General features: G+C 64.8%; 20 protein-coding genes. 8 read left to right on the forward strand and 12 right to left on the reverse strand.

Translation table 11 applies throughout. The annotated features are described in order from the left end of the window. Positions 1–209 precede the first annotated feature (209 nt). The 4 genes from ACT6QU_RS17690 to ACT6QU_RS17705 all read right to left on the reverse strand — a co-directional run bounded on the left by ACT6QU_RS17690 (position 210) and on the right by ACT6QU_RS17705 (position 5,922). Positions 210–1,685, reverse strand: a complete 1,476-nt coding sequence (locus tag ACT6QU_RS17690) for a UdgX family uracil-DNA binding protein (protein WP_444565574.1) — start codon at positions 1,683–1,685, stop codon at positions 210–212. A gap of 1 nt (position 1,686) precedes the next feature. Beyond that, positions 1,687–2,922: a putative DNA modification/repair radical SAM protein gene (locus ACT6QU_RS17695; RefSeq protein WP_444565575.1), complete on the reverse strand. Its 1,236-nt coding sequence runs from the start codon at positions 2,920–2,922 to the stop codon at positions 1,687–1,689. Between the two features lie 63 nt (positions 2,923–2,985). Next, entirely contained in the window at positions 2,986–4,374 is a 1,389-nt protein-coding gene (locus tag ACT6QU_RS17700; protein ID WP_444565576.1) for a glutamine synthetase family protein, read from the reverse strand. A 171-nt stretch (positions 4,375–4,545) separates the two neighbouring features. Continuing rightward, positions 4,546–5,922 (reverse strand): aspartate aminotransferase family protein, encoded by a 1,377-nt coding sequence (locus ACT6QU_RS17705; RefSeq protein WP_444565577.1) that lies wholly within the window; start codon positions 5,920–5,922, stop codon positions 4,546–4,548. Positions 5,923–6,014: 92 nt separating this feature from the next. Between ACT6QU_RS17705 and ACT6QU_RS17710 the strand changes: the two genes are divergently transcribed. Further along, the gene (locus tag ACT6QU_RS17710) at positions 6,015–6,488 is read left to right on the forward strand and encodes a GNAT family N-acetyltransferase (protein WP_444565578.1); all 474 of its coding nucleotides are present in this window, start codon (positions 6,015–6,017) and stop codon (positions 6,486–6,488) included. On the opposite strand, the gene ACT6QU_RS17715 is transcribed toward ACT6QU_RS17710, so the two are convergent. Both ACT6QU_RS17715 and ACT6QU_RS17720 read right to left on the reverse strand, forming a co-directional pair. Further along, positions 6,489–7,466, reverse strand: a complete 978-nt coding sequence (locus ACT6QU_RS17715; RefSeq protein ID WP_444565579.1) for a WD40 repeat domain-containing protein — start codon at positions 7,464–7,466, stop codon at positions 6,489–6,491. It abuts the gene before it with no gap. Between the two features lie 187 nt (positions 7,467–7,653). Further along, a complete protein-coding gene (locus tag ACT6QU_RS17720) occupies positions 7,654–8,685 on the reverse strand; it encodes a CobW family GTP-binding protein (RefSeq protein ID WP_444565580.1) in 1,032 nt (343 codons plus the stop codon). A 168-nt stretch (positions 8,686–8,853) separates the two neighbouring features. Here ACT6QU_RS17720 and ACT6QU_RS17725 point away from each other — a divergent pair, with 168 nt between their 5' ends. Beyond that, positions 8,854–9,549: an intradiol ring-cleavage dioxygenase gene (locus ACT6QU_RS17725; protein ID WP_444565581.1), complete on the forward strand. Its 696-nt coding sequence runs from the start codon at positions 8,854–8,856 to the stop codon at positions 9,547–9,549. Between the two features lie 6 nt (positions 9,550–9,555). Here the strand turns inward: ACT6QU_RS17725 and ACT6QU_RS17730 are convergent, their stop codons facing one another. Then, positions 9,556–10,311 (reverse strand): creatininase family protein, encoded by a 756-nt coding sequence (locus ACT6QU_RS17730; protein ID WP_444565582.1) that lies wholly within the window; start codon positions 10,309–10,311, stop codon positions 9,556–9,558. A gap of 99 nt (positions 10,312–10,410) precedes the next feature. Here ACT6QU_RS17730 and ACT6QU_RS17735 point away from each other — a divergent pair, with 99 nt between their 5' ends. From ACT6QU_RS17735 to ACT6QU_RS17745, 3 genes are all read left to right on the forward strand, one after another. Continuing rightward, entirely contained in the window at positions 10,411–10,890 is a 480-nt protein-coding gene (locus ACT6QU_RS17735) for a MarR family winged helix-turn-helix transcriptional regulator (RefSeq protein WP_444565583.1), read from the forward strand. A 79-nt stretch (positions 10,891–10,969) separates the two neighbouring features. After that, complete coding sequence (locus tag ACT6QU_RS17740) at positions 10,970–11,923, forward strand: DMT family transporter (protein ID WP_444565584.1); 954 nt, start codon at positions 10,970–10,972, stop codon at positions 11,921–11,923. 65 nt (positions 11,924–11,988) lie between these two features. Beyond that, positions 11,989–13,002, forward strand: a complete 1,014-nt coding sequence (locus tag ACT6QU_RS17745; protein WP_444565602.1) for a LacI family DNA-binding transcriptional regulator — start codon at positions 11,989–11,991, stop codon at positions 13,000–13,002. Positions 13,003–13,067: 65 nt separating this feature from the next. Here ACT6QU_RS17745 and ACT6QU_RS17750 read toward each other — a convergent pair whose 3' ends face one another. Then, on the reverse strand, positions 13,068–13,436 hold the full coding sequence (locus tag ACT6QU_RS17750; RefSeq protein WP_444565585.1) for a hypothetical protein: 369 nt from the start codon (positions 13,434–13,436) through the stop codon (positions 13,068–13,070). Positions 13,437–13,614: 178 nt separating this feature from the next. On the opposite strand from ACT6QU_RS17750, the gene ACT6QU_RS17755 reads away from it, so the two are divergent. Beyond that, positions 13,615–14,592, forward strand: a complete 978-nt coding sequence (locus ACT6QU_RS17755; protein WP_444565586.1) for a 2-hydroxyacid dehydrogenase — start codon at positions 13,615–13,617, stop codon at positions 14,590–14,592. 90 nt (positions 14,593–14,682) lie between these two features. Next, complete coding sequence (locus ACT6QU_RS17760) at positions 14,683–15,063, forward strand: hypothetical protein (protein ID WP_024587880.1); 381 nt, start codon at positions 14,683–14,685, stop codon at positions 15,061–15,063. A 6-nt stretch (positions 15,064–15,069) separates the two neighbouring features. On the opposite strand, the gene ACT6QU_RS17765 is transcribed toward ACT6QU_RS17760, so the two are convergent. Then, positions 15,070–15,843 (reverse strand): gamma-glutamyl-gamma-aminobutyrate hydrolase family protein, encoded by a 774-nt coding sequence (locus tag ACT6QU_RS17765; RefSeq protein WP_444565587.1) that lies wholly within the window; start codon positions 15,841–15,843, stop codon positions 15,070–15,072. Between the two features lie 287 nt (positions 15,844–16,130). Between ACT6QU_RS17765 and ACT6QU_RS17770 the strand changes: the two genes are divergently transcribed. Beyond that, positions 16,131–17,228: a TRAP transporter substrate-binding protein gene (locus ACT6QU_RS17770; RefSeq protein WP_444565588.1), complete on the forward strand. Its 1,098-nt coding sequence runs from the start codon at positions 16,131–16,133 to the stop codon at positions 17,226–17,228. A gap of 72 nt (positions 17,229–17,300) precedes the next feature. On the opposite strand, the gene ACT6QU_RS17775 is transcribed toward ACT6QU_RS17770, so the two are convergent. Genes ACT6QU_RS17775 through ACT6QU_RS17785 form a run of 3 tightly spaced genes read right to left on the reverse strand, consistent with a single transcriptional unit; the run spans position 17,301 to position 19,905 of the window. Next, positions 17,301–17,951 carry an exopolysaccharide biosynthesis protein gene (locus ACT6QU_RS17775; protein ID WP_444565589.1) on the reverse strand — a complete coding sequence of 217 codons (651 nt, stop codon included), beginning with the start codon at positions 17,949–17,951 and terminating at the stop codon, positions 17,301–17,303. A gap of 5 nt (positions 17,952–17,956) precedes the next feature. Next, the gene (locus tag ACT6QU_RS17780; RefSeq protein WP_444836716.1) at positions 17,957–19,348 is read right to left on the reverse strand and encodes a TRAP transporter large permease; all 1,392 of its coding nucleotides are present in this window, start codon (positions 19,346–19,348) and stop codon (positions 17,957–17,959) included. Next, positions 19,348–19,905, reverse strand: a complete 558-nt coding sequence (locus tag ACT6QU_RS17785; RefSeq protein ID WP_444565592.1) for a TRAP transporter small permease subunit — start codon at positions 19,903–19,905, stop codon at positions 19,348–19,350. The genes ACT6QU_RS17780 and ACT6QU_RS17785 overlap by 1 nt, the downstream gene beginning before the upstream one ends. Positions 19,906–20,309 lie beyond the last annotated feature (404 nt).

Below are 20,309 nucleotides of genomic sequence, written 5' to 3' on the forward strand. Positions count from 1 at the left end.
GAACACCGCATTCCATCCCTCCAAGGCAAATCACCCAGAAAGAAGAATCCGAAACGCGCTCCGTGTAAACAGTGCCCTGCCCGGGGGAGAGGAAATGCGCTGCCGCAGCGAAGGCGCTTTTCCAGTTGGCGTTCCTCTCCCCTTTTGAGGGGGAGAGGTGGCCCGTGCAGCGGGACGGAGTGGGGGTCTGCGCATCCCCTCTCCGACCGTCACCCCACCATCAACTTCCTCACCGCCACCATGTCTGCCACGAACCGTTCCCGCTCCGCTTCCGCATCTGCGCGCTCGCGGATGCGCAGGATGAAGGAGGGGTGGATGGTGATGAAGACGCGCAGGCCGTCGTCGCGTGTGACGACCTCGCCGCGCATCTTCGTCACCGGGATCGCCTTGCCCAGCAGCGACAGCGCGGCGGTCGCGCCGAGCGCGACGGCGAGGTCGGGCTTGATGAAGCCGAGTTCCTGCTCCACCCACCAGCGGCAGGCCTGCACCTCGCCGGCATTCGGCTTGGAATGGATGCGCCGCTTGCCGCGCGGCTCGAACTTGAAGTGCTTGACCGCATTGGTGACGTAGGTGATGCGCCGGTCGACGCCGGCTTCGTCGAGTACGCCGTCGAAGACCTTGCCGGCCGGGCCGACGAAGGGCTTGCCGGCAATGTCCTCCTGGTCGCCCGGCTGCTCGCCGACGAAGACGATGCGCGCGTCCTGCGGTCCCTCGCCGAACACGGTCTGCGTCGCGTCGCGCCAGAGCGGGCAGCGGCGGCAGCCCTCGGCCTGTCTGCGCGCCTCATCGAGCGAATGGGCGGGCGCCTCGGCATCGGTGGGCGTTTCCTTTGCCGACCAGTACTTCTCCTGCACCTTCGCATGATGCGGCGCCGGCATGGTGGGCATCCTTTCGATCATGTCCCTGGCGGCCCTGTCGGCGCCCTTGATGAGATCGGGGATCAGCGCCGCCTCGGGCAGGTTCTTCCAGTACTTCTTCGGCATCTCGGCCTGCATCGCCTTCACCTTCAGGCGCGCGGGGTTGAAGATGTTGGTGAAATAGGTGCGCCACAAATCCTCCGTCGCGTCTGCCGCGGGCGCGTCGGCCTTCGAAGCGGGCGGGCCAATGGTCAGGTTCTCGCCGTCCCACTCGGCCGTGCCCTTCGGCGTCAGGATCGCCCACGCCATGCCGGTGAAGCGGCGCACGAAGAAGGGCGCGTTGCGCTCGACAATGAAATGGTCGGGCTCGAACCAGGCGGCATAGCGCTTGTCCTTACCCTCGCCGACTTCCACGAACCGCACGAAGGCGCGCATCTTGTGGATGTCGCGGCGCACGGATTTTTCCATCTCGTAGAGCTTCATCACGTCCGGATCGGACGCGATCTTCAGGAGGTTCGGCTCGGTGCGCAGCCGGAAGAGGATGCGGTAGAGGAGGGCGAAACGCGTCGGGTCCGAATGGCAGATGACGGCTTCGGCGCGGTCGATGAATTCGCGCGGGACGTTGAGCGTGACGCCGGGCGCGACGTCGGGGAGGGGGGTGTCGGCGGCGAAGAGGTCTTCGCTTTCGCCGGCGCTCCAGACGATGTCATCGGGAGCAATTTCGTTGGTGGCGAGACGGCGGGCCGCGTCGCGCCAGCCTGAAAAATCCGTTTGCGCGCTCAGGCTTGCAGTCCATCGGCTATGGTCGAGAGCGCGGGCCTGGGACATCTTAGAACAAGCTCAACTGCGTCGGCTTGCCAACGAGTCGTGATCGTAGATGTTCCGCGTCCGTCGCACCGCCGGGTGACCAGCCATCGGCGACGATGAAGGAGCGGACCTTGTTGATCGACTGGCAGAGCCGGCCGACATCTTCGAGCCGCAGGCGCCGGTAGCGGCGAACGTCCAGCATCTTCTTCACCACCTTGGTGCCGAAGCCCGGCACGCGCAGGAGCATCTCGCGCGGCGCACGGTTGACGTCGACGGGGAATGCGCCGCGATTGGCAAGCGCCCATGAGAGCTTCGGGTCGATCTCGAGATCGAGCATCCCGTCCTGCCGGTTCGCGACGATCTCGTGCCGGTCGAAACCGTAGAAGCGCATCAGCCAGTCGGCCTGATAAAGCCGGTGTTCGCGCATCAGCGGCGGCTTCAGCAACGGCAGCGCCGATGAAGCGTCCGGAATCGGACTGAAGGCGGAATAATAGACGCGGCGAAGCTGGTAGCTGCCGTAGAGCCGTGCGCTGGTGCCGAGGATGTCGGCATCGTTCGTCGCATCGGCGCCGATGATCATCTGCGTCGACTGGCCGCCTGGCGCGAAGCGCTGGCGCTTCTTGGTCTTGAGCGTCGGCTCGGACTTCTCCTCGATCTTGGAGCGCAGCTTCGCCATCGAGACGCGGATCGTCTCGGGCCGCTTTTCCGGCGCGAGCCGCTTCACGCCTTCGTCGGTCGGCAGTTCGACATTGATCGACAGGCGGTCGGCATAGATCCCAGCCTGCTCGAGCAGTTCGGGCGAACATTCGGGGATCGTTTTCAGATGGATGTATCCGCCGAACTTCTCGTCGACGCGGAGACGACGCGCGATCTCCACCATCTCGCCCATCGTCTCGTCGGGCGAGCGGATGACGCCAGAGGAGAGGAACAGGCCCTCGATATAGTTGCGCTTGTAGAATTCGAGCGTCAGCCGCACGACCTCGTCGATCGTAAAGCGTGCGCGCTTCACGTTGGAGGAGGAGCGGTTGATGCAATAGCTGCAATCGTAGATGCAGAAATTGGTCAGGAGGATCTTGAGCAGCGAAATGCATCGGCCGTCCGGCGCATAGGAATGGCAGATGCCCATGCCTTCGGTCGAGCCGATGCCGCCCGATTTCAACGAGTTGCGCTTCGCCGCACCGGAGGAGGCGCAGGAGGCGTCGTATTTGGCGGCGTCCGAAAGGATCGCCAGCTTGTCGCGAGTGGAAAGAACGCTCATTCGTTCTTGATATGTTCTGACGCTCTCTGGCGCTATAAACTTTGACGTGAGGAGCCGAGAAACTCAGACCGCGTGCAGATAGAGGTGGTAGTCGAGTTCGCTCACCGTGCGCGAGACGCGCAGATATTCGGCGCGCTTGATGGCGCAGAAGGTGCGGTGCATCTCCGGCCCGAGCGCGGATTTGAGGAAGGCCGAGCCTTCCGCCGCTTCGATCGCTGCGAGCCAGTTGGCAGGCATAGCGGGTCGCCCGTTCGCCTCGTCCGCATAGCCGTTTCCGACCGTCTCCGGGCCGGGATCGAGCCGCTCGTCCATGCCCTTGGCGATGCCGGCGAGGACCGTCGCGGCGACGAGATAGGGGTTGGCGTCGACGCCCGACGGGCGATGTTCGATGCGCCGCGCGGACTTCGACCCGGCCGGGATCCTGAGCGCGACCGAGCGGTTGTTGACGCCCCATGTCGGCGCGACCGGCGCGTAGGATTGCGCGACGAAGCGCCGCCAGGAATTGGCGTGCGGCGCGAAGACGAGCATGGATTCGCCCATCGTGCCGGCAAGTCCGCCGAGTGCCGTGAGGATCGTGTCGCTCCACGCGCCTTCCTCTTCCTCGGTGAAGACGTTGCGGCCCGCTTCGTCCTGCATCGACACGTGAAGGTGCATGCCGGAGCCGGCATAGTCCTCGATCGGTTTTGCCATGAAGCAGGCAGTGACGCCGTGCCGGCGCGCCTGCAGCCGCACCAGACGTTTCAGCATCAACAGATCGTCGGCAGCGCGCAAAATGTCCTTGCGGTAGTTCAGCGTCAGCTCATACTGGCCGGGCGCGTATTCGGAGATCACCGTCTCGGCGGGTATGCCCTGCGCCTTTGCGGCCGCGTAGATGTCGGAGAAAAGCGGTTCCATGCCATGGAGATGGTCGACCGAATAGACCTCGGTCTTGGAGCTGGCGAGCCCGTCGAGAACGGCGCGGGCGGGCTGGATGCGACCATTGCCGTCGCGCTCGTTGGCGAGCAGGAAGAACTCCAGTTCGAAGGCACCTGCGGGCTCGAGACCCTTCGCCACGAAGGCCTCGACCTGCCTTGCCAGCGCATGGCGCGGGTCGGAGCCCATCGGCGTTCCGTCGAGATGGTGCATCGACATCAGCACCTGCCCGCGGGCGGGGGACGTGCCATGGAGCGGGACGAGCGTGCCGGGAATCGGCCAGGCGCGCAGGTCCCCGTCGCCCGAATCCCAGATCAGCCCCGTCTCGTGGACGTCCTCGCCGACGATGTCGAGACCGAGGATCGAGATCGGCAGGTGCCGGCCGTTTTCATAGAGCCCGATCAACTCGTGGCGGCGGATGATCTTGCCGCGCCCGATGCCGTTGGCGTCGGTGAGGACGATGTCTAAGGCTTCGATTTCCGGGTGGGCGGCGAGGAAGTCGCGCGCTTCGGTGGGGGTGGAGTTGGTGGGGGAGGTCATGCTGTGACTTCGCTGAAATTTTGCGATCCGTCGCGCCCCCCTCTGTCCTGCCGGACATCTCCCCCGCGAGGGGGGAGATCACGCGCGGCAAGGGTGGCGATTGGCCGATCTCCCCCCATGCGGGGGAGATGTCCGGCAGGACAGAGGGGGGCAACGTAGAGCTCGAACATCTCAGGCAATCAGCTCTCCCAGGATCTCCCCGAACGCCTTCACCAGCCCATCCACCTGCCGCTTCCGCGTCGTCGGCGAAACCAGCATCATGTTGTGGAACGGCGCGATGAGGCAGCGGCGGTTGACGAGAGCGAGGTGGATCGCGGCTTCGAGTTCCGGCTGATGCGCGGCTTCCGCCTCGCCGCCATTCCTGAGCGGCCCCGGTGCGCAGATGAACTCGACGCGTGCGCCGACGCGGGCGACGTGCCAGGGCAGGCGGTGCTGGGCGATCGCCTTGCTCAGCCCTTTCTCCAGTCGCGCGGCCAGCTTTTCCATGTGATCATACGCCGCTTGCGTCATCACCTCTTCCAGCGTTGCGCGCATCGCGGCGAACTGGAGGGGGTTGGCGGAAAGCGTCGTGCCCATGCCCGAATAGCCGTGCTCCTTGCCCGCCTGATAGGTCGCCCAGCGCGCCGCGACGGCGGCGCTCATGCCCCAGACGCTAGCCGGAACGCCGCCGGCAACCGGCTTGCCGAGGACGAAGAGGTCGGGCTCCAGCCCATATGCTGCGGTGTAGCCGCCGCGCCCGGTGGAGATGGTGTGCGTCTCGTCGATCAATAGCAGCGCGCCGTGCTGACGGGTCGCCGCGCGCAGGGCGACATGGAAGCCTTCGTCGGGCAGCACCATGCAGGAATTGGTCAGAACCGGCTCGGTGATGACGCAGGCGACGTCGCCATGCGCCAGTTCGCGCTCCAGCGCCGCGACGTCGTTGAACTCGACGATGCGCGTCGCCTTCGTCAGGTCGCGGAATTCGCCGGCGAGGCCGGGGCGGTTGACGGGCTTGCCGTCCTTCAGTCGCACCATCGTATCGTCGACCGCGCCATGGTAGCAGCCGTTGAAGACGAGAATCTTTTCGCGTCCGGTCACCGCCCGCGCGACGCGCAGCGCGAAGCGATTGGCGTCGCTCGCCGTCGTCGCGATCTGCCAGAAGGGCAGGCCGAACATGTCCGTCAGGAGGCTACCCAGTTCGAGCGCGTCCTCGCTCGGCAGCATGTAAGTCAGACCCCGCTTCGCCTGCCGGCGGATCGCGCGCGCGACCGGCGCCGGCGAATGGCCGAACATCGAGCCGGTGTCGCCGAGACAGAAATCGTCGAGTACATGGCCGTCGATGTCGGTCAGCGTCGCGCCCGTCGCCTTGTCGACGACCATCGGAAACGGCATCGGCCAGTCGGCCATCCAGTGCATCGGCACGCCGCCGAGGAACCCGGTCAGGCCATGTCCGGCGGCCTTATGCGATTTCGGCCGGGCCTTGGCAAAAGTGCGCTCCTCGCGCGCCCGCAATTCGCGGATGCGCGCGGCGTCAATGCCGCCAATCGCCTGCGAGACCTGTCCGTCCATCAGATGTGCTCCAATCGCCGCCGGTTCTAGCGCGGGCGATCCGCTGCGGCAATCGCTTGACCCGGCGCGGCGAAGCGGACACAGGGTCGGCCATGACGACGCTCGATCCGATCACGCCCGCCCTTCTCGCACCCGTTCTCGAACTGAACCGGCTGCACGAGAACGAATTGTCGCCACTGACGGATGCGCGGCTCGCCCAGCTCGTCAATGCTTCCTATTTCGCGCGCGTCTGCGGCAATGGGGATGCGTTCATCATCGCCTTCGACGAGACGAGCGACTATGACAGCTCCAACTTCCTGTGGTTTCGCGAGCGCTATGCGCGCTTTGCCTATGTCGACCGCATCGCCGTCGCCGATCACGCGCGGGGCCGGGGGCTGGCGCGCCGGCTCTACGCAGCACTGTTCGCGCAGGCCGCGGCGGACGGGCACACGATGATCGCCTGCGAGGTCAATCTCGACCCGCCGAACCCGGCATCCGACGCGTTTCACGCCGCGCTCGGATTTCGGGCGGTCGGCACCGGCGGTTATGGCGCGAAGACGGTGCGCTACTTCGTCAGGGAACTCTGATCAGCCGGAGACGTCGATGACGCCGCACTCGCCGGTCTCGGAGCCGAAGGCGATGCGGCGGCCTTCGCGGTCCCAGTCCATCGAAGTGATTGCGCCCTGGCCCGGCCGGCGCAGAAGCACCTCCTTGGCATCAGCCACACGCACGGCCATGACCATGCCGTCGCCATAGCCGATGGCGAGGATTTCCTCGGTCGGATGGAAGGCGACGGCGGTGGCCATCGTGTCGCCGCGCGTGCCGAGCTCGAGCGGCGCCTTGCCCATCGGGCCGTCCTTGGTCTGGAAAGGCCATACGATCGCCGCTGGCGCACCGGAGCTTGCAAGCCACTTGCCCTTCGGCCCCCAGGACAGACTCTTCACCTTTGCCGGATAGCCCGACATGCGCATGTGCTTGCCATCGGCGAGCTTCCAGCCGTGGAGCGCGTTTTCCTGCATGGCGGTGACGAGGAAATTGCCGTCGGGCGAAAAGGTGACGCCGATATGCGCGCCCGCCCATTCGAGCTCGGCCGGCTTGCCGGCGGTCGCGGGAAAATGCAGCGTCGCGCCATTGTAGCGCGCGACCGCGATGCGCATGCCCTTCGGCGCGAAGGCGAGGCCTTCGGCGGTTCGCGGATGGTCGAAGCTCTTCATCGTGCCGTCCGGCAGCCGCACATGGGCAGTCCGGCCCGTCGCGAAGGCGACCGCATCGCGCGGGCCCGCGGCGATGGCCGAGACCCATTTGCGGCCGATTTCGGCGAGGGTTTCCGTCGTGCCATCGGTGCCGAGCGAAAGCACCTTGCCGTCTTCGCCGCCGGTCAGCAGATGGTCACGCGTTTCGTTGGCGACGGCGCACAAGAGCCCGCCTTCATGGGCGTCGAGGTGCTTGTGACCGTGGTCGAGGCGGTGAACGGTGCCGTCGGCGAGGGCGAAATGCGGGATGTCGGAGATGAAGGAAGCGGTGATGCAGTGGGCGGTGAGATCGAGGGGGGCGACTGTGGGCATGGGTTAGGATGCCTCGACCAATCGGCATGGGCTGCGATCCTTCGCGCCCCCCTCTGCCCTGCCGGGCATCTTCCCCGCGGGTGGGGAGATTAGTCTCGTCATCGACACCGCGTAATCTCCCCCCTTGCGGGGGAGATGCCCGGCAGGGCAGAGGGGGGCAACGTAGGGAACAGCCATTAGATCAGTCCTACGCCTGACACGCTTCAAACGTGCGCCGCAGGCGCTCCTCGTCCAGCGCCCGCCCGATGAACACCAGCCGGCTCTCGCGCTTCTCGCCATCTTTCCACGCGCGCTGGTGGTCGCCTTCGATGATCATGTGGACGCCTTGGACGACATAGCGTTCCGGGTCGTCCTTGATGGCGATGATGCCCTTGAGGCGCAGGATGCTGGGGCCGTCCATCTGGGTGGTCTTTTCCAGCCAGGGGAAGAACTTCTTCGGGTCCATGTCACCACCGCGCAGCGAGATCGACTTCACGCCGGACTCCTCGATGTGGGAATGCGCATGCTCGTGCGCATGGTGGTGGTCGTGGTCGTCATGATCGTGGCTGTGCTCGTGATCATGGTCGTTGTCGAGGAAGTGCGGATCGTTGTCGAGCGCGCGCTTCAGGTCGAACGCGCCGCGGTCGAGGACGTCGGTGAGGTTGACCGCCGAGCGCTCGGTGCGGTGGATGCGGGCCGAGGGGTTGATGCGGCGGATGGAAGCCTCGACCTGACGGAGTTCGTCTTCGGCAACGAGGTCGGTCTTGTTGAGGACAACGACGTCGGCGAAGGCGATCTGGTCGGCGGCCTCGCGCGAATCCTTCAGGCGCAGCGGCAGGTGCTTGGCGTCGACCAGCGCGACGACGGCGTCGAGCTTCGTCTTGGCGCGCACGTCGTCGTCCATGAAGAAGGTCTGGGCGACGGGGGCGGGGTCGGCGAGGCCGGTGGTCTCGACCAGGATCGCGTCGAAGCGGCCCGGGCGGCGCATCAGCGTCTCGACGGTGCGGATCAGGTCGCCGCGCACCGTGCAGCAGATGCAGCCATTGTTCATCTCGTAGATTTCCTCGTCAGATTCCACGATCAAATCGTTGTCGATGCCGATCTCGCCGAACTCGTTGACGATGACGGCGTAGCGCTTGCCATGGTCTTCGGAGAGGATGCGATTCAGAAGTGTGGTCTTGCCGGAGCCGAGATAGCCGGTGAGGACGGTGACGGGGATTTGGGCCTGCGCGTCGGACATGGACGGCGTCTCCTTCGAGGGAGGATGGGATGAGGTCGGTCCCATATAGGACGGCTGGCCGCGTTTTGCACGTGGGATGGATCGACTGACGAACTGTTCATTCGCTCGCTGCCGTTGGGCGGTGCTAGCGTTTCATCAGAAAGACGCTCCGAAGGAGGCGCAGACGCCATGGCACATCGATTCGCGCAAGGTGCGACCCGGCGCGAGGCGCTCGGCATGATCGCGGTCACGGCCAGCGGCGCGTTCGTCGCCGCGTCGGTTCGGCCGGCCGCGGCGCAGGCGCTGATTTCCGGCGCAGGCATGTGCCGGCTGATGCCGGAGACGACGGCCGGGCCGTTCTATTTCGATCCGCAGCTTCGACGGTCGGACATTACCGAGGGGCGCGCCGGCGTGCCGCTGACGGCCCGTTTCCAGATCGTCAGCGCCGATTGCCGGCCGCTTCCCGGTGCCCGGCTCGACATCTGGCACTGCGACGCCGAGGGCGCCTATTCGGGATATCCCGGACAGCCGGGCGGGCTCGACACGCGCGGCCAGACCTTCATGCGCGGCACGCAATTTGCCGGTGAGGACGGCATCGTGTCCTTTTCCACCATCTATCCCGGCTGGTATCCGGGCCGTTCGCCGCACATTCATTTCTCCGCCATCATCGAAGACAGGGTTCGTGCGACCGGGCAGATGTTCTTTCCCGATTCGCTCAGCCGCGACATCTATTCGAACGTGTCACCCTATAGCGATCGGCCACTTGGCGACGCCGTCTTCAACGATCGCGACGGGATCGCGAGACGGGCCGGCCGGACGGCCCTGGCCGACATGGCGCGGGCCGGCGAGCGGCTGCAATCGGCATTGGTCGTGGCCATCGGCTGATTTCGTTCAGGAAAGAGCCGAGAGATCGAATTTCGCGACGTCCCGCATCAGGTCGGCAAGGCCGGCGACCGCGTGGTCGAGGATGCGCTCGCCCTTGTCGGCCGTCGCCGCAGCCGCATTGCCGGTGACGCCGGCCAGTGAAAGGTCGGACATCTTCCAGCCAAAAGCGTGCGGGCCGTAGGCGCGCAGATGGTTGAAGTCCTTCTCGAAAAGAGTTTGCGCCGACGCAAAGTCGCGCGCCTTGGCCATGTCGACCAGGTCCGGCCGGATCGCCAGCATCACGCTCGTCTCGATCAGCCCGCCGTGGATGCCGATCGATTTTTCCGCCGGACTGACGATGTCGGTGGGGTAGCCGAACCGCGTCCAGCTCGTCGCCACCGCCAGCATCGAATGGCGCACGCGCAGTTCGGTGGCGACGATCGTCATCAGGGGCGAATTGCCGCCATGGGCGTTGAGCATGACGAATTTCTTCGTGCCGAGCTGCGCCAGCTTCGCGCCGATGCCGATCCAGCGGTCGATCGCTTCCTGGAACGTCAGGCTCTTCGTGCCGGCAACGTCCATATGCTCGACCGAATAGCCGACCGGCTCGACCGGCAGGAAGGTGACGGGCAGTTGGCCCGCCAAGCGTGCCTTGAGCCGGCTTGCGACCGCCTCGGCGATCAGCGTGTCGGTCTCCAACGGCAGATGCGGTCCGTGCTGTTCGGTGGCGCCGAGCGGCAGGACGGCGATGTCGCCGGTGGCAGTTGCTTCGCTGGCTGTCATCTTTCTGATATGTGGCTTTCGTAAGAGGGGCTTGCGGAAACGCCGGCAGGCTATCAGGCGCGCGCCGGGACGCAAGCGATCGGCCGAGGAGAGGGTTTCATGGCGAAGGGCGACAAGCGAGCAACGGTGATGCGGCTTCAATCGGCCGCGCGCCTCACGCGCACCGCGCTTGCGGCGCGGCTTCTGGCGCACGGTCTGTATGCCGGCCAGGAGCAGATCATCATGGCGCTCGCCGACGAGGACGGGCAGACGCCGGGCCAACTCGCGCAGCGTCTCGGCGTTCGGCCGCCGACCATTACCAAGACGATCAACCGGCTGCAGGTGCAGGGCTTCCTGACCAAGCAGGCCTCCGAGACTGATGCCCGGCAGGCGCATGTTCATCTCGCCGAACCCGGCCGCGAGGCGATCCGCTCGATCGAGAAGACGCTGAAGAAGACCGAAAAGCAGGCGCTCAAGGGGCTCGACAAGAAGGACCAGAAGCTCCTCGCCAAGCTTCTGTCGCGCATCGAGTCCAACCTGTCGGAAATCGTCGAGGAAGAGGACGAGCCCGAGGACGAGATCGTCGAAACAGCCGCCTGACCGCCAATTCTGATCATGTTCAGCTTTTTGCTTGCGCTTGCCGCGCGAAGCTTCCAAACCAATGGAAGCAACCAGCCGAATGCCGAATAGCGTGCCTCAATCCTCCTCGTCTGCCGACACCGCCACACCGCTCAGGGCGATCCTGCTCGTTCTTGCGGCGGGCATCATCTTCACCTGCCTCGACACCAGTGCGAAATATCTCGTCGTCTCGGGGATGGAGGCGCCCTTCGTCGCCTGGATGCGCTTTGCCGTCCACGTCGTTCTGGTGCTCATCCTGTTCCGGGCGTGGTCCAATCGGGCGATGTTCAAGGTGGTCAGTCTGCCGCGACAATTCGTGCGCGGCATTTTCCTGTTCGGCTCGACCTTCTTCAACTTCCTGGCGCTGCGCACGCTGCAACTCGCCGAGACGGTGTCGATCTTCTTCTTCGCGCCGATGGTCATCACCGCGCTGGCCGGGCCGCTGCTCGGCGAATGGGCTGGGTGGCGGCGATGGCTGGCGGTGCTGATCGGCTTCGTCGGGGTTCTGGTGATCACGCGGCCCGGCTACGGCACGTTCGGGCTCGGTCATGTCTATGCGCTCGGCGCGATGCTCTCCTACTGCATCTACGTCATCATGACGCGCCAGATGGGCGCGCGGGAGACCGCCGAAAGCCTGATCTTCTACTCCGCGCTGGCGCCGGTGATCCTGATGGCGCCGACCGTGCCGTTTTCCGGCTCGCTGCCTGAGACCGGGCTGCAATGGGCGGTTCTCCTGTCGCTCGGCTTTTACGGCGCGTTCGGGCACTGGCTCCTGATCCATGCCTACAAGCAGGCGACGACCTCCGCGCTGGCGCCCTATCCCTATCTCCAGATGGTTTGGATGATCGCGCTCGGCTATCTCGTCTTTGCGGATCTGCCCGACCGCTGGACGCTGGTCGGGTCGGCGATCATCGTCTCGAGCGGGCTCTATATCGTTCATCGCGAAAGCCGACTGCGCCTGCAAAGCCGCTCCCTGCCGAATTCGGAAGCGCGCGACCTGGCAAAAAAGCTTTGAATCCCCGGTTGGCGATGGCATAGGTTTAAACGGTTTAATCCTGTGCCGCTTCCGGGAGGGGAACTCTGGGCCAGAAGATCAAGCTATCGACCATAGCCGATGCGCTCGGGGTCTCGACCGCGACGGTATCGCTGGCGTTGCGCGACAGCCCGCTCGTCGCCGATACGACGCGCGAGCGCATCAAGCATCATGCGCGCGAGATCGGGTACATCTACAATCGACGCGCGGCCTCGCTACGCACCTCGCGCTCGGGCATCGTGGGCGTCGTCGTTCACGACATCATGAATCCGTTCTTTGCGGAAATCCTGAAGTCGATCGAGCACGAGCTCGATCGATCGCGCCAGACCTTCATCCTCTCCAACCATTATGACGACCTCGAAAAACAGCGCAATTTCATCGATACGCTGCTGCAGCTCGGCGCCGATGGCGTCATCATGTCGCCGGCGATCGGAACGCCCGCTGCCGACATCGCGCTCGCCGAGGACAACGGCCTGCCGGCCGTCCTCATCGCCCGCTCGGTGGAGGGCGCAGACGTTCCGGTCTTTCGCGGCGACGACGCCTATGGTGTGGGCCTCGCCACCGATCACCTGATCGGGCTCGGCCACCGCCGCATCGCCATGATCGGCGGTACGGACCAGACGTCGACAGGCCGCGAGCGTTATCGCGGTTATGTGCTGGCGATGGAGCGAGCCGGGCTCGATCCGCGGCCTGAATGGCGCATTGCCGGACCCCGCACGAAGCAAGGCGGTTTCGATGCGGCGGGTCAGTTTCTCAATCTGCCGGACAAGCCGAGCGCAGCCGTTTGCTGGAACGATCTCGTCGCCATCGGCCTGATGAACGGTCTTGCGCGCGCGGGTCTTCGCCCAGGCATCGACATCTCGGTAACGGGCTATGACGATCTGGAGGAGGCCGCGATCGCCACGCCTGCGCTAACCACCGTCTGGAACGGCCAGCGCGAGGTCGGGCGGCAGGCGGCAAAGGCGCTGATCGACCGGCTTGCCGGTATCGAGGTGCACGGGGACCAGGACCTGATCACGCCCGAACTTCATATCCGCCAGTCGACATCGGCTCCCCAGTAAAAAGGCGGGCAAATGAAAATGGCGGGCACGAGGCCCGCCATGATCATTCACTGCATGTCGGCTGCTTAGAGCGCGCCGAGCTGCGAGCAGAGGGTCAACGACACTTCACCGTAATCGCCACGGTTCAGTTCGGCTGCTTCGCAGTCAGCCTTGAGCTGAGCCTGCTGATCGGCGGTCAGGCCGCCATAAGCGGTCGTGATCTCTTCTTCCGAACGCAGTTCGGCCATCGTGTCGTCGGTGAAGAAGCCGCCCATATATTCGCTGTTGGTCGTCCACATGGTCTCTTCGGCGTCCGACGCGTAGGTCATCTCGTTCTGGTTGTCGGTGCTGGCGCGGCCTGCCGCGTCCTGATCGGTGCTTCCGGCATCCTGGGCAAACGCACCGCCGGCCATGGCGACAACTGCAGCGCTGGCTAGAATCATCTTGAGCTTCATTGGGGCTTTCCTCTCTATTATCTTTTGACAGTCGAAACTGTTTGTTCGATGCCAAGTAAACGGGGGGTCGAATTTAAAGTTCCTCCGCCGCCGACAGTCGGAGAAAAATTTTCGTGAACACGTTCATTGAGGAAACGCCCCGGGCTGCGTAGTCTGCGGGCGAAACGGAGGAACCCGCATGACGACAGACCTGAAATCGATCGCAATCCTGATTCCCGGGCGGCTGCACCCGCATGCCGTGGCGCGGCTGGAGGAGCGATTCCAGATCGTGCGTGCTGAACGGCCGGCCGGCGACGCGGTTTCCTCCCAGCATGCAGCCCAGATCAAGGGCATCGCGGCGATGACGCGCATCGATGCCTCGCTGATCGATTCGCTACCGCATCTCGAGATCGTGTCGAGTTTCGGCGTCGGCTACGACCATGTCGACGCAAAGCATGCGGCCACGCGCAATGTCGTCGTCACCAACACGCCGGACGTGTTGACCGAAGAAGTGGCCGATACGGCCATCGGCCTCCTGATCAATACCGTGCGCGAACTCCCGAAAGCCGAGCAGTGGCTGCGCGAGGGACGGTGGGTCACGGAAGGTCCGTACCGGCTGACCAACGGCACCCTGCGCGGCAGGCGCGTCGGGATTTTCGGCATGGGTCGGATCGGCCTTGCCATCGCGCGGCGCATCGAGGCATTCGGCCTGCCGGTGAGCTATCACAACCGCCGCCCCGTGGACGGCGTGCCCTACCGCTATTTCGGAAGCCTCGTCGAGTTGGCGGCGAATGTCGACACGTTGATCTCGGTCGCGCCGTCGACGCCGCAGACGGAAAAGGCGGTCAATGCCGAAATCCTGTCCGCGCTCGGGCCGACGGGCGTCTTCGTCAATATCGGTCGTGGCACGACGGTCGATGAGGCGGATCTGGCCGCCGCTCTGCACGACGGCACCATTCAGGCTGCCGGCCTCGATGTCTTCTACGATGAACCGAACGTTCCCGAAAACCTCGTCTCCGCGCCGAATGCGAGCCTGCTTCCGCATGTCGGATCGGCGACGATCCATACGCGGCAGGCGATGGCGGACCTCGTCGTCGACAATCTGATCGCCTGGTTTTCAACCGGGGCGGCGTTGACGCCGGTGCCGGAAACTGCTGACCTAGGGAAAAGGGGCTAGATCGGCCTTGTTCCGGACAAAGGTCAGAATTAACGCTTCATTAAGCATGACGGTCCAACCTCGGGCGGGGAGGCGATACGGAGTGACCACATGAAGACGATGATCGCCGCTCTCATTGCGACGACCGCCCTGATCGCGACATTCTCGCACGGGATGAACGAGAATTCGGGCGCTGCGCGCGCGGAATCGGGCAAGCCCAACGACTTCATCCTGATCTCCGGCGGTATGGAATGCCGGATCAGTCAGGGGGCGGTGCGCGAGAAGATCGCCCGGCTCGATCTCGACCCGAACTGCACCGGTTCGTCGAGCCCCGCCTCGCAGGCGGCGATGATCGAGCAGAACGACGATGGAACGATCGACCTTCTTCGCCAGGATGGTTCGGCCGTGGTCCGGTTCGCAGCCGCCGAAGGCGACACGCATATCTCCTACGAGCCGCAATCTCCTCTCATCCGTCTCGTCGCGGTGGACTGACGCGCGCTACTCCGCCGCGTGGGCCAGACCCGCGCGGCGCGCTTCTTGCGCCCTCACGGCGTCGCCGAACGCCTCGAAGATCTGCGCCGAGGCGCGGTCCTTCGCGGCCCAGTATTCCGGGTGCCACTGGACCCCGACCGCGAAGTCTTTCGCACCGATGACCGACACGGCCTCGATCGTGCCATCATCCGCCACCGCCTCGACCTGCAGCCGCGGCGCGATGTCGCCGATCGCCTGCCGGTGCACCGAATTCACCTCGATTTCGCGCGCGCCGAAGATGCCGGCCAGGCACGAGCCTTCCGTGATCCGCACGGACTGGCGGATGGCAAAGCGCTCGTCCTGGCTGTCGCTTTGCGGCGCGCGGTGGTCCCACATTCCTTCGCCATCCTGGATTTCGGTCGCCAGCGAGCCGCCGAGCGCGACGTTGAGTTCCTGGATGCCGCGGCAGATGGCCAGGAGCGGCACGCCGCGCTCGATCGCCTTGCGGATCAGCGGCATCGTCGTCGCGTCGCGCGCCTCGTCATAAGGGCCGTTCGCTTCCGAAGCGTCGCCGCCATAGAGCGAGGGATGGACGTTGGACTTCGAGCCGGTGAGCATCACGCCGTCGACCCGCGAAAGAAGCGCGTCATAGTCGATGCGCTCGCCGAAGGCCGGCACGAGAAGCGGCAGGACGCCGGCCTGCGACATCGCCGCCTCGAGATATTGATGCGGCGCGGCATGCCAGGTGTAGTTCTCGAACTGGCGGATGTCGGTCGAAACGGCGACGAGCGGTTGGGTCATGGGTCGGAAGCGTCCGTGAAAACTGGTTGGTTCCGGTTTAGCGCGAAATCGTTCCGGGACCAAGCTGGCGTCGGAATGTCTCACGACGGAATCTGCCTGCCGAAGAGGCAGTCTTGCACCGTTTTGCCGGGGCGTTAGGTAAGTCCGCACAAGCAGCGGTTCCGCGCTGGACTTGGGGGGAGACGCGTGTATTTATACGCCCCGGCCTCGGGGGGAGGACGCGCAATGACGCCTCGTCGGAATCCCGAATACCGATATTTTGAGATCCGTATATGGGAGGTTTTCTTATGGATCGTCGTTCCTTTATCACCAAGGCAGGCTTTGCCGGCGTCGGCGCTGTCGCCGCGTCCACGCTTGCCGCGCCCGCCATCGCCCAGGGCAACCAGACCTGGCGCATGGTCACGACCTGGCCGAAGAACTTTCCCGGTCTCGGCGTCGGCGCGCAGCGTCTTGCCGACCGTATCACCGCGATGTCTGGCGGCCGCCTGACGATCCAGCTCTATGCCGCCGGCGAGCTCGTGCCGCCGCTGCAGGCGCTCGACGCCGTCATCGACGGTTCGGCCGAGATGAGCCACGGTGCCGCCTATTACTGGCAGAACAAGTCGACCGGCCTGTCCTTCTTCACCGGCGTTCCCTACGGCATGACCTCGCGCGAACTGACCGCGTGGGTCCGCCATCTCGGCGGCCAGGAAATCTGGGACGAAATCTATGACCAGTTCGGCGTCCAGGGCTTCCTGTCGGGCGACACCGGCACGCAGGCCGGCGGCTGGTTCCGCAACGAACTGACCGGCGTTTCCGACGTCCAGGGCCTGCGCTTCCGCACCCCCGGCCTCGGCGGCCAGGTCTGGGAGAAGCTCGGCGCATCGGTCACCAACATGGCGGCCGGCGAAATCTTCCAGGCGCTCCAGTCCGGCACGCTCGATGCGGCCGAATTCGTGGGTCCGTACAACGATCTCGCGCTCGGCTTCCACCAGATCGCCAAGAACTACTACTTCCCGTCCTTCATCGAGCCGGGCCTGGCGACCGAGTGCGTCGTCGACAAGGCGAAGTTCCAGGAACTGCCGGAAGACCTGCAGGCGATCGTTCGCGGCGCATGCGCTGCCGAATACGACAATGTCGCTGCCGACTTCGCCGCCAACGATCCGCGCGCGCTGCAGACGCTCGTCAACGATCACGGCGTGCAGATCAGGCAGTTCCCGGACGAGATCCTCGAGGCCGGCGCCAATGCCGCCAAGGAGATCATGCAGGGCCTGCTCGATTCGGGCGACGCGCTGACCAAGAAGACCGCCGAGAGCTTCGTCTCCGCGCTCAACATCGTGCGCCAGAAGACGGAAGGCACGGACTCGCTCTACATCCAGGCGCGCGAGAAGTACTTCCAGATCTGACCGCATCCGATCACGGCACCACGAGAAAGGCCCGGGAGCGATCCCGGGCCTTTTTCTTATCCGGTGTGCCGGTCAGGCGCCAAAGAACGTCGTCAGGCCGCGCCCGGCGGCCAGCGCCCCGTAGGCGAGAACGGAGAAATAGATCACCGTCGCCGTCAGCACCGCATAGCCGGCGACCACGACGATGCCGTCGCGCTGGGCCATGCCGACGGACAGGAAGAGGATCGCGAAGGCGGGGAGCGTGTTGGAAAACGGCACGAGGCCGAGCGGAAACATCAACAGCGCGGCGCTGGCGAGGATCGTCAGCCCGTTGACGCGGTTGGCAAAGTTCGAGGCGGTGAGGGCAAGCGCGCGTTCGCGCACCACGTTTTCCACCCTGTCGACGATCGACAGGCTCCGGTTCAGGACGCCCTTGAGCTTTTCCGCATTGAGCGGTCGGTCCATGATCCGCTCGGGCAGCCATGGCTTGCGGTTCGCGACGATGCCTGCCGACAGGAAGATGATCGCCAGGCCGAAAACGGTGCTGACGCCCGGTATGGACACAGGCAGGAGAAACGGAAGCGTCAGGACCGCGCACAGGATCAGCGGGCCGTGGTCGCCGATATCGTGCAGAAGTTCGCGCAAGGTGATCTGTCCGTCCGACAGGCCGCCCATTGCGCGGAGGAGAGCGGCCCGAATGGTTTCAGACCGCTCCGGATAGTTCAGGCTTTCAGCTTCGGCCATGCGCCTCAGCTATAGAGGAACCGCGGCAGCCAGGTGGCGATGCCGGGGAAGATGAAGAGCAGCGCCAGAGCCAGGATCTGCAGGCCGACGAACGGGATGACGCCCTTGTAGATCATGCCCGTCGTCACCGTTCGCGGCGCCACGCCGCGCAGGTAGAAGAGCGCGAAGCCGAAGGGTGGCGTCAGGAACGAGGTCTGCAGGTTCACGCCCACCATGACGCCCAGCCACACCGGATCGACGCCGAGGTTGAGCAGGATCGGTGCGGTGATCGGGATCACGATGAAGATGATCTCGAACGTGTCGAGGATGAAGCCGAGCAGGAACATGATCGCCATCACGACGATCACCGGCCCGATGACACCACCCGGCAGGTTCGACAGGAATTCATGAACCAGATTGTCGCCGCCCATCAGGCGGAAGACGATCGAGAACACCGAGGCGCCGAAGAGGATGATGAACACCATCGACGTGATGGTGGCGGTGGCGATGACGGCCTCGCGCAGGACGCGCAGCGACAGGCGCCAGCGCAGTGCCGCGAGGATCATCGCGCCGACCGCGCCGACCGAAGCCGCTTCCGTCGGCGTGGCGATGCCGCCGAGGATCGAGCCGAGCACGGCGATGATCAACGCCAGCGGCGGGATCAGTGCGACGACGACCTCGCGTGCGAGGTTTTTCTTTTCTTCCGGCGGCACCGGCGTCGCCGGGCAGGATTCGGGATCGAAGATCGCCTTGAAGATCATCCAGCCGAGATAGAGGCCGACGAGCAGGAGGCCGGGCAGGAGCGCGCCGGCGAACAGGTCGCCGACCGAGACGGGCGAGGGCGCGAAGTTGCCCTTGGCCATCTGCACCTGCGCGTTGATGCCGGAGAGCATGTCGCCCATGAAGATCAGCACCGTCGAGGGCGGAATGATCTGGCCGAGCGTGCCCGAGGCGCAGATGACGCCGGAGGCCAGCCGCGGGTCGTAGCCGGCGCGCAGCATGGCCGGCAGCGAGATCAGCCCCATGGTGACGACGGTCGCGCCGACGACGCCGGTCGATGCGGCCAGCATCGCACCGACGAGCACGACCGAGATGCCGAGCCCGCCGCGCATGTTGCCGAAGAGCTTGCCCATGGTGAGGAGAAGCTGTTCCGCGATCTTGGAGCGCTCGAGCATCACGCCCATGAAGATGAAGAGCGGCACCGCGACCAGCACTTCATTCGTCATGAAGCCGATATAGCGGTTGGCGAGCGAACCGAAATTGGACGGGTCGAACACGCCGAACCACATGCCGACCGCGCCGAACATGAGCGAGACGCCGGCCAGGGTGAACGCGACCGGGAAGCCCAGCATGAGGAAGCCGATGATGCCGAAGAACATCGTGCCGGCGAGTATCTCGCCAAGTAGTACCGGGTCCATCAGTGGGAGCTCCCGTCGGATTCGTAACGCAGATAGGTCGGAAGCAGATGCTCGCTGCGCGCGAGCACGAGGATGGACCGGAACACCATTGCAATGCCCTGCAGCGCGATCAGCGCGGCGAAGACGATGATGAAGGATTTGAGAATGAAGAGACCCTTCATCCCGCCGGGATTGGCGGACGCCTCGTAGATGCGCCAGGAGCGCTGCACGAAGGTGATCCCGTAGGCGTAGACGATCCAGCAGAAAGGCAGCAGGAACAGGCACACGCCGATGATGTCGATGATCGCCTTGGTGCGGGTCGAGGCCGGTCGATAGAAGATGTCGACGCGGACATGGTCGTTGCGCAGGAGCGCGAAGCCGGCGACGGCGGTGAACATCGCACCGTTCAGCCAAATATAGAGGTCCTGCATCCACAATTGCGTGGTCGAGAAGACGTAGCGCTGGACGACGACGGTGAAGCAGACCAGCACGATCCCCAGTGCCAGCCATGAAAAGACATTGCCGACCAGCCAGTTCAGGCCGCTGATCGCGCGGACGACTGCCGCTAGAATCCGCATCGAGATTTCCTCCCCATGGCGCCGGCGGCACATGCGTGCGGCCTTGGTGCGCCTGGCACGTTGGCGTCTACCATCAAGCTCCCCGATCTTCCCGTCGGCAGCTCTGAACGGATTTTTCCGCCGGCTCGCCGTTCCCCAAATCGTCTGCGAACCTGCTCGTGCCTCGGAAAACCGGGCCTTCGCCGCGCCGCGCGGGGTCCTCTATCAGCTTTGCTGGAGCAAACAAAGCCCTCTCGTGACACAACCAAACAGGTCGGATGGGTGTCGCGACATAATGTTACCGTGTCATGATGCAATCGTTTACGAGTATTGCTCTTTTCGCTGCCCTAGCGAAAAGGTTTGACGGATGGCGGACGGCGGTTCGAAATTGGGTCAGCCAGGATGACCTTTTCGGGTCAATCGAG

The sequence above is a fragment of the Aliihoeflea sp. genome, from assembly GCF_052435475.1.
Lineage (GTDB): Bacteria > Pseudomonadota > Alphaproteobacteria > Rhizobiales > Rhizobiaceae > Aliihoeflea.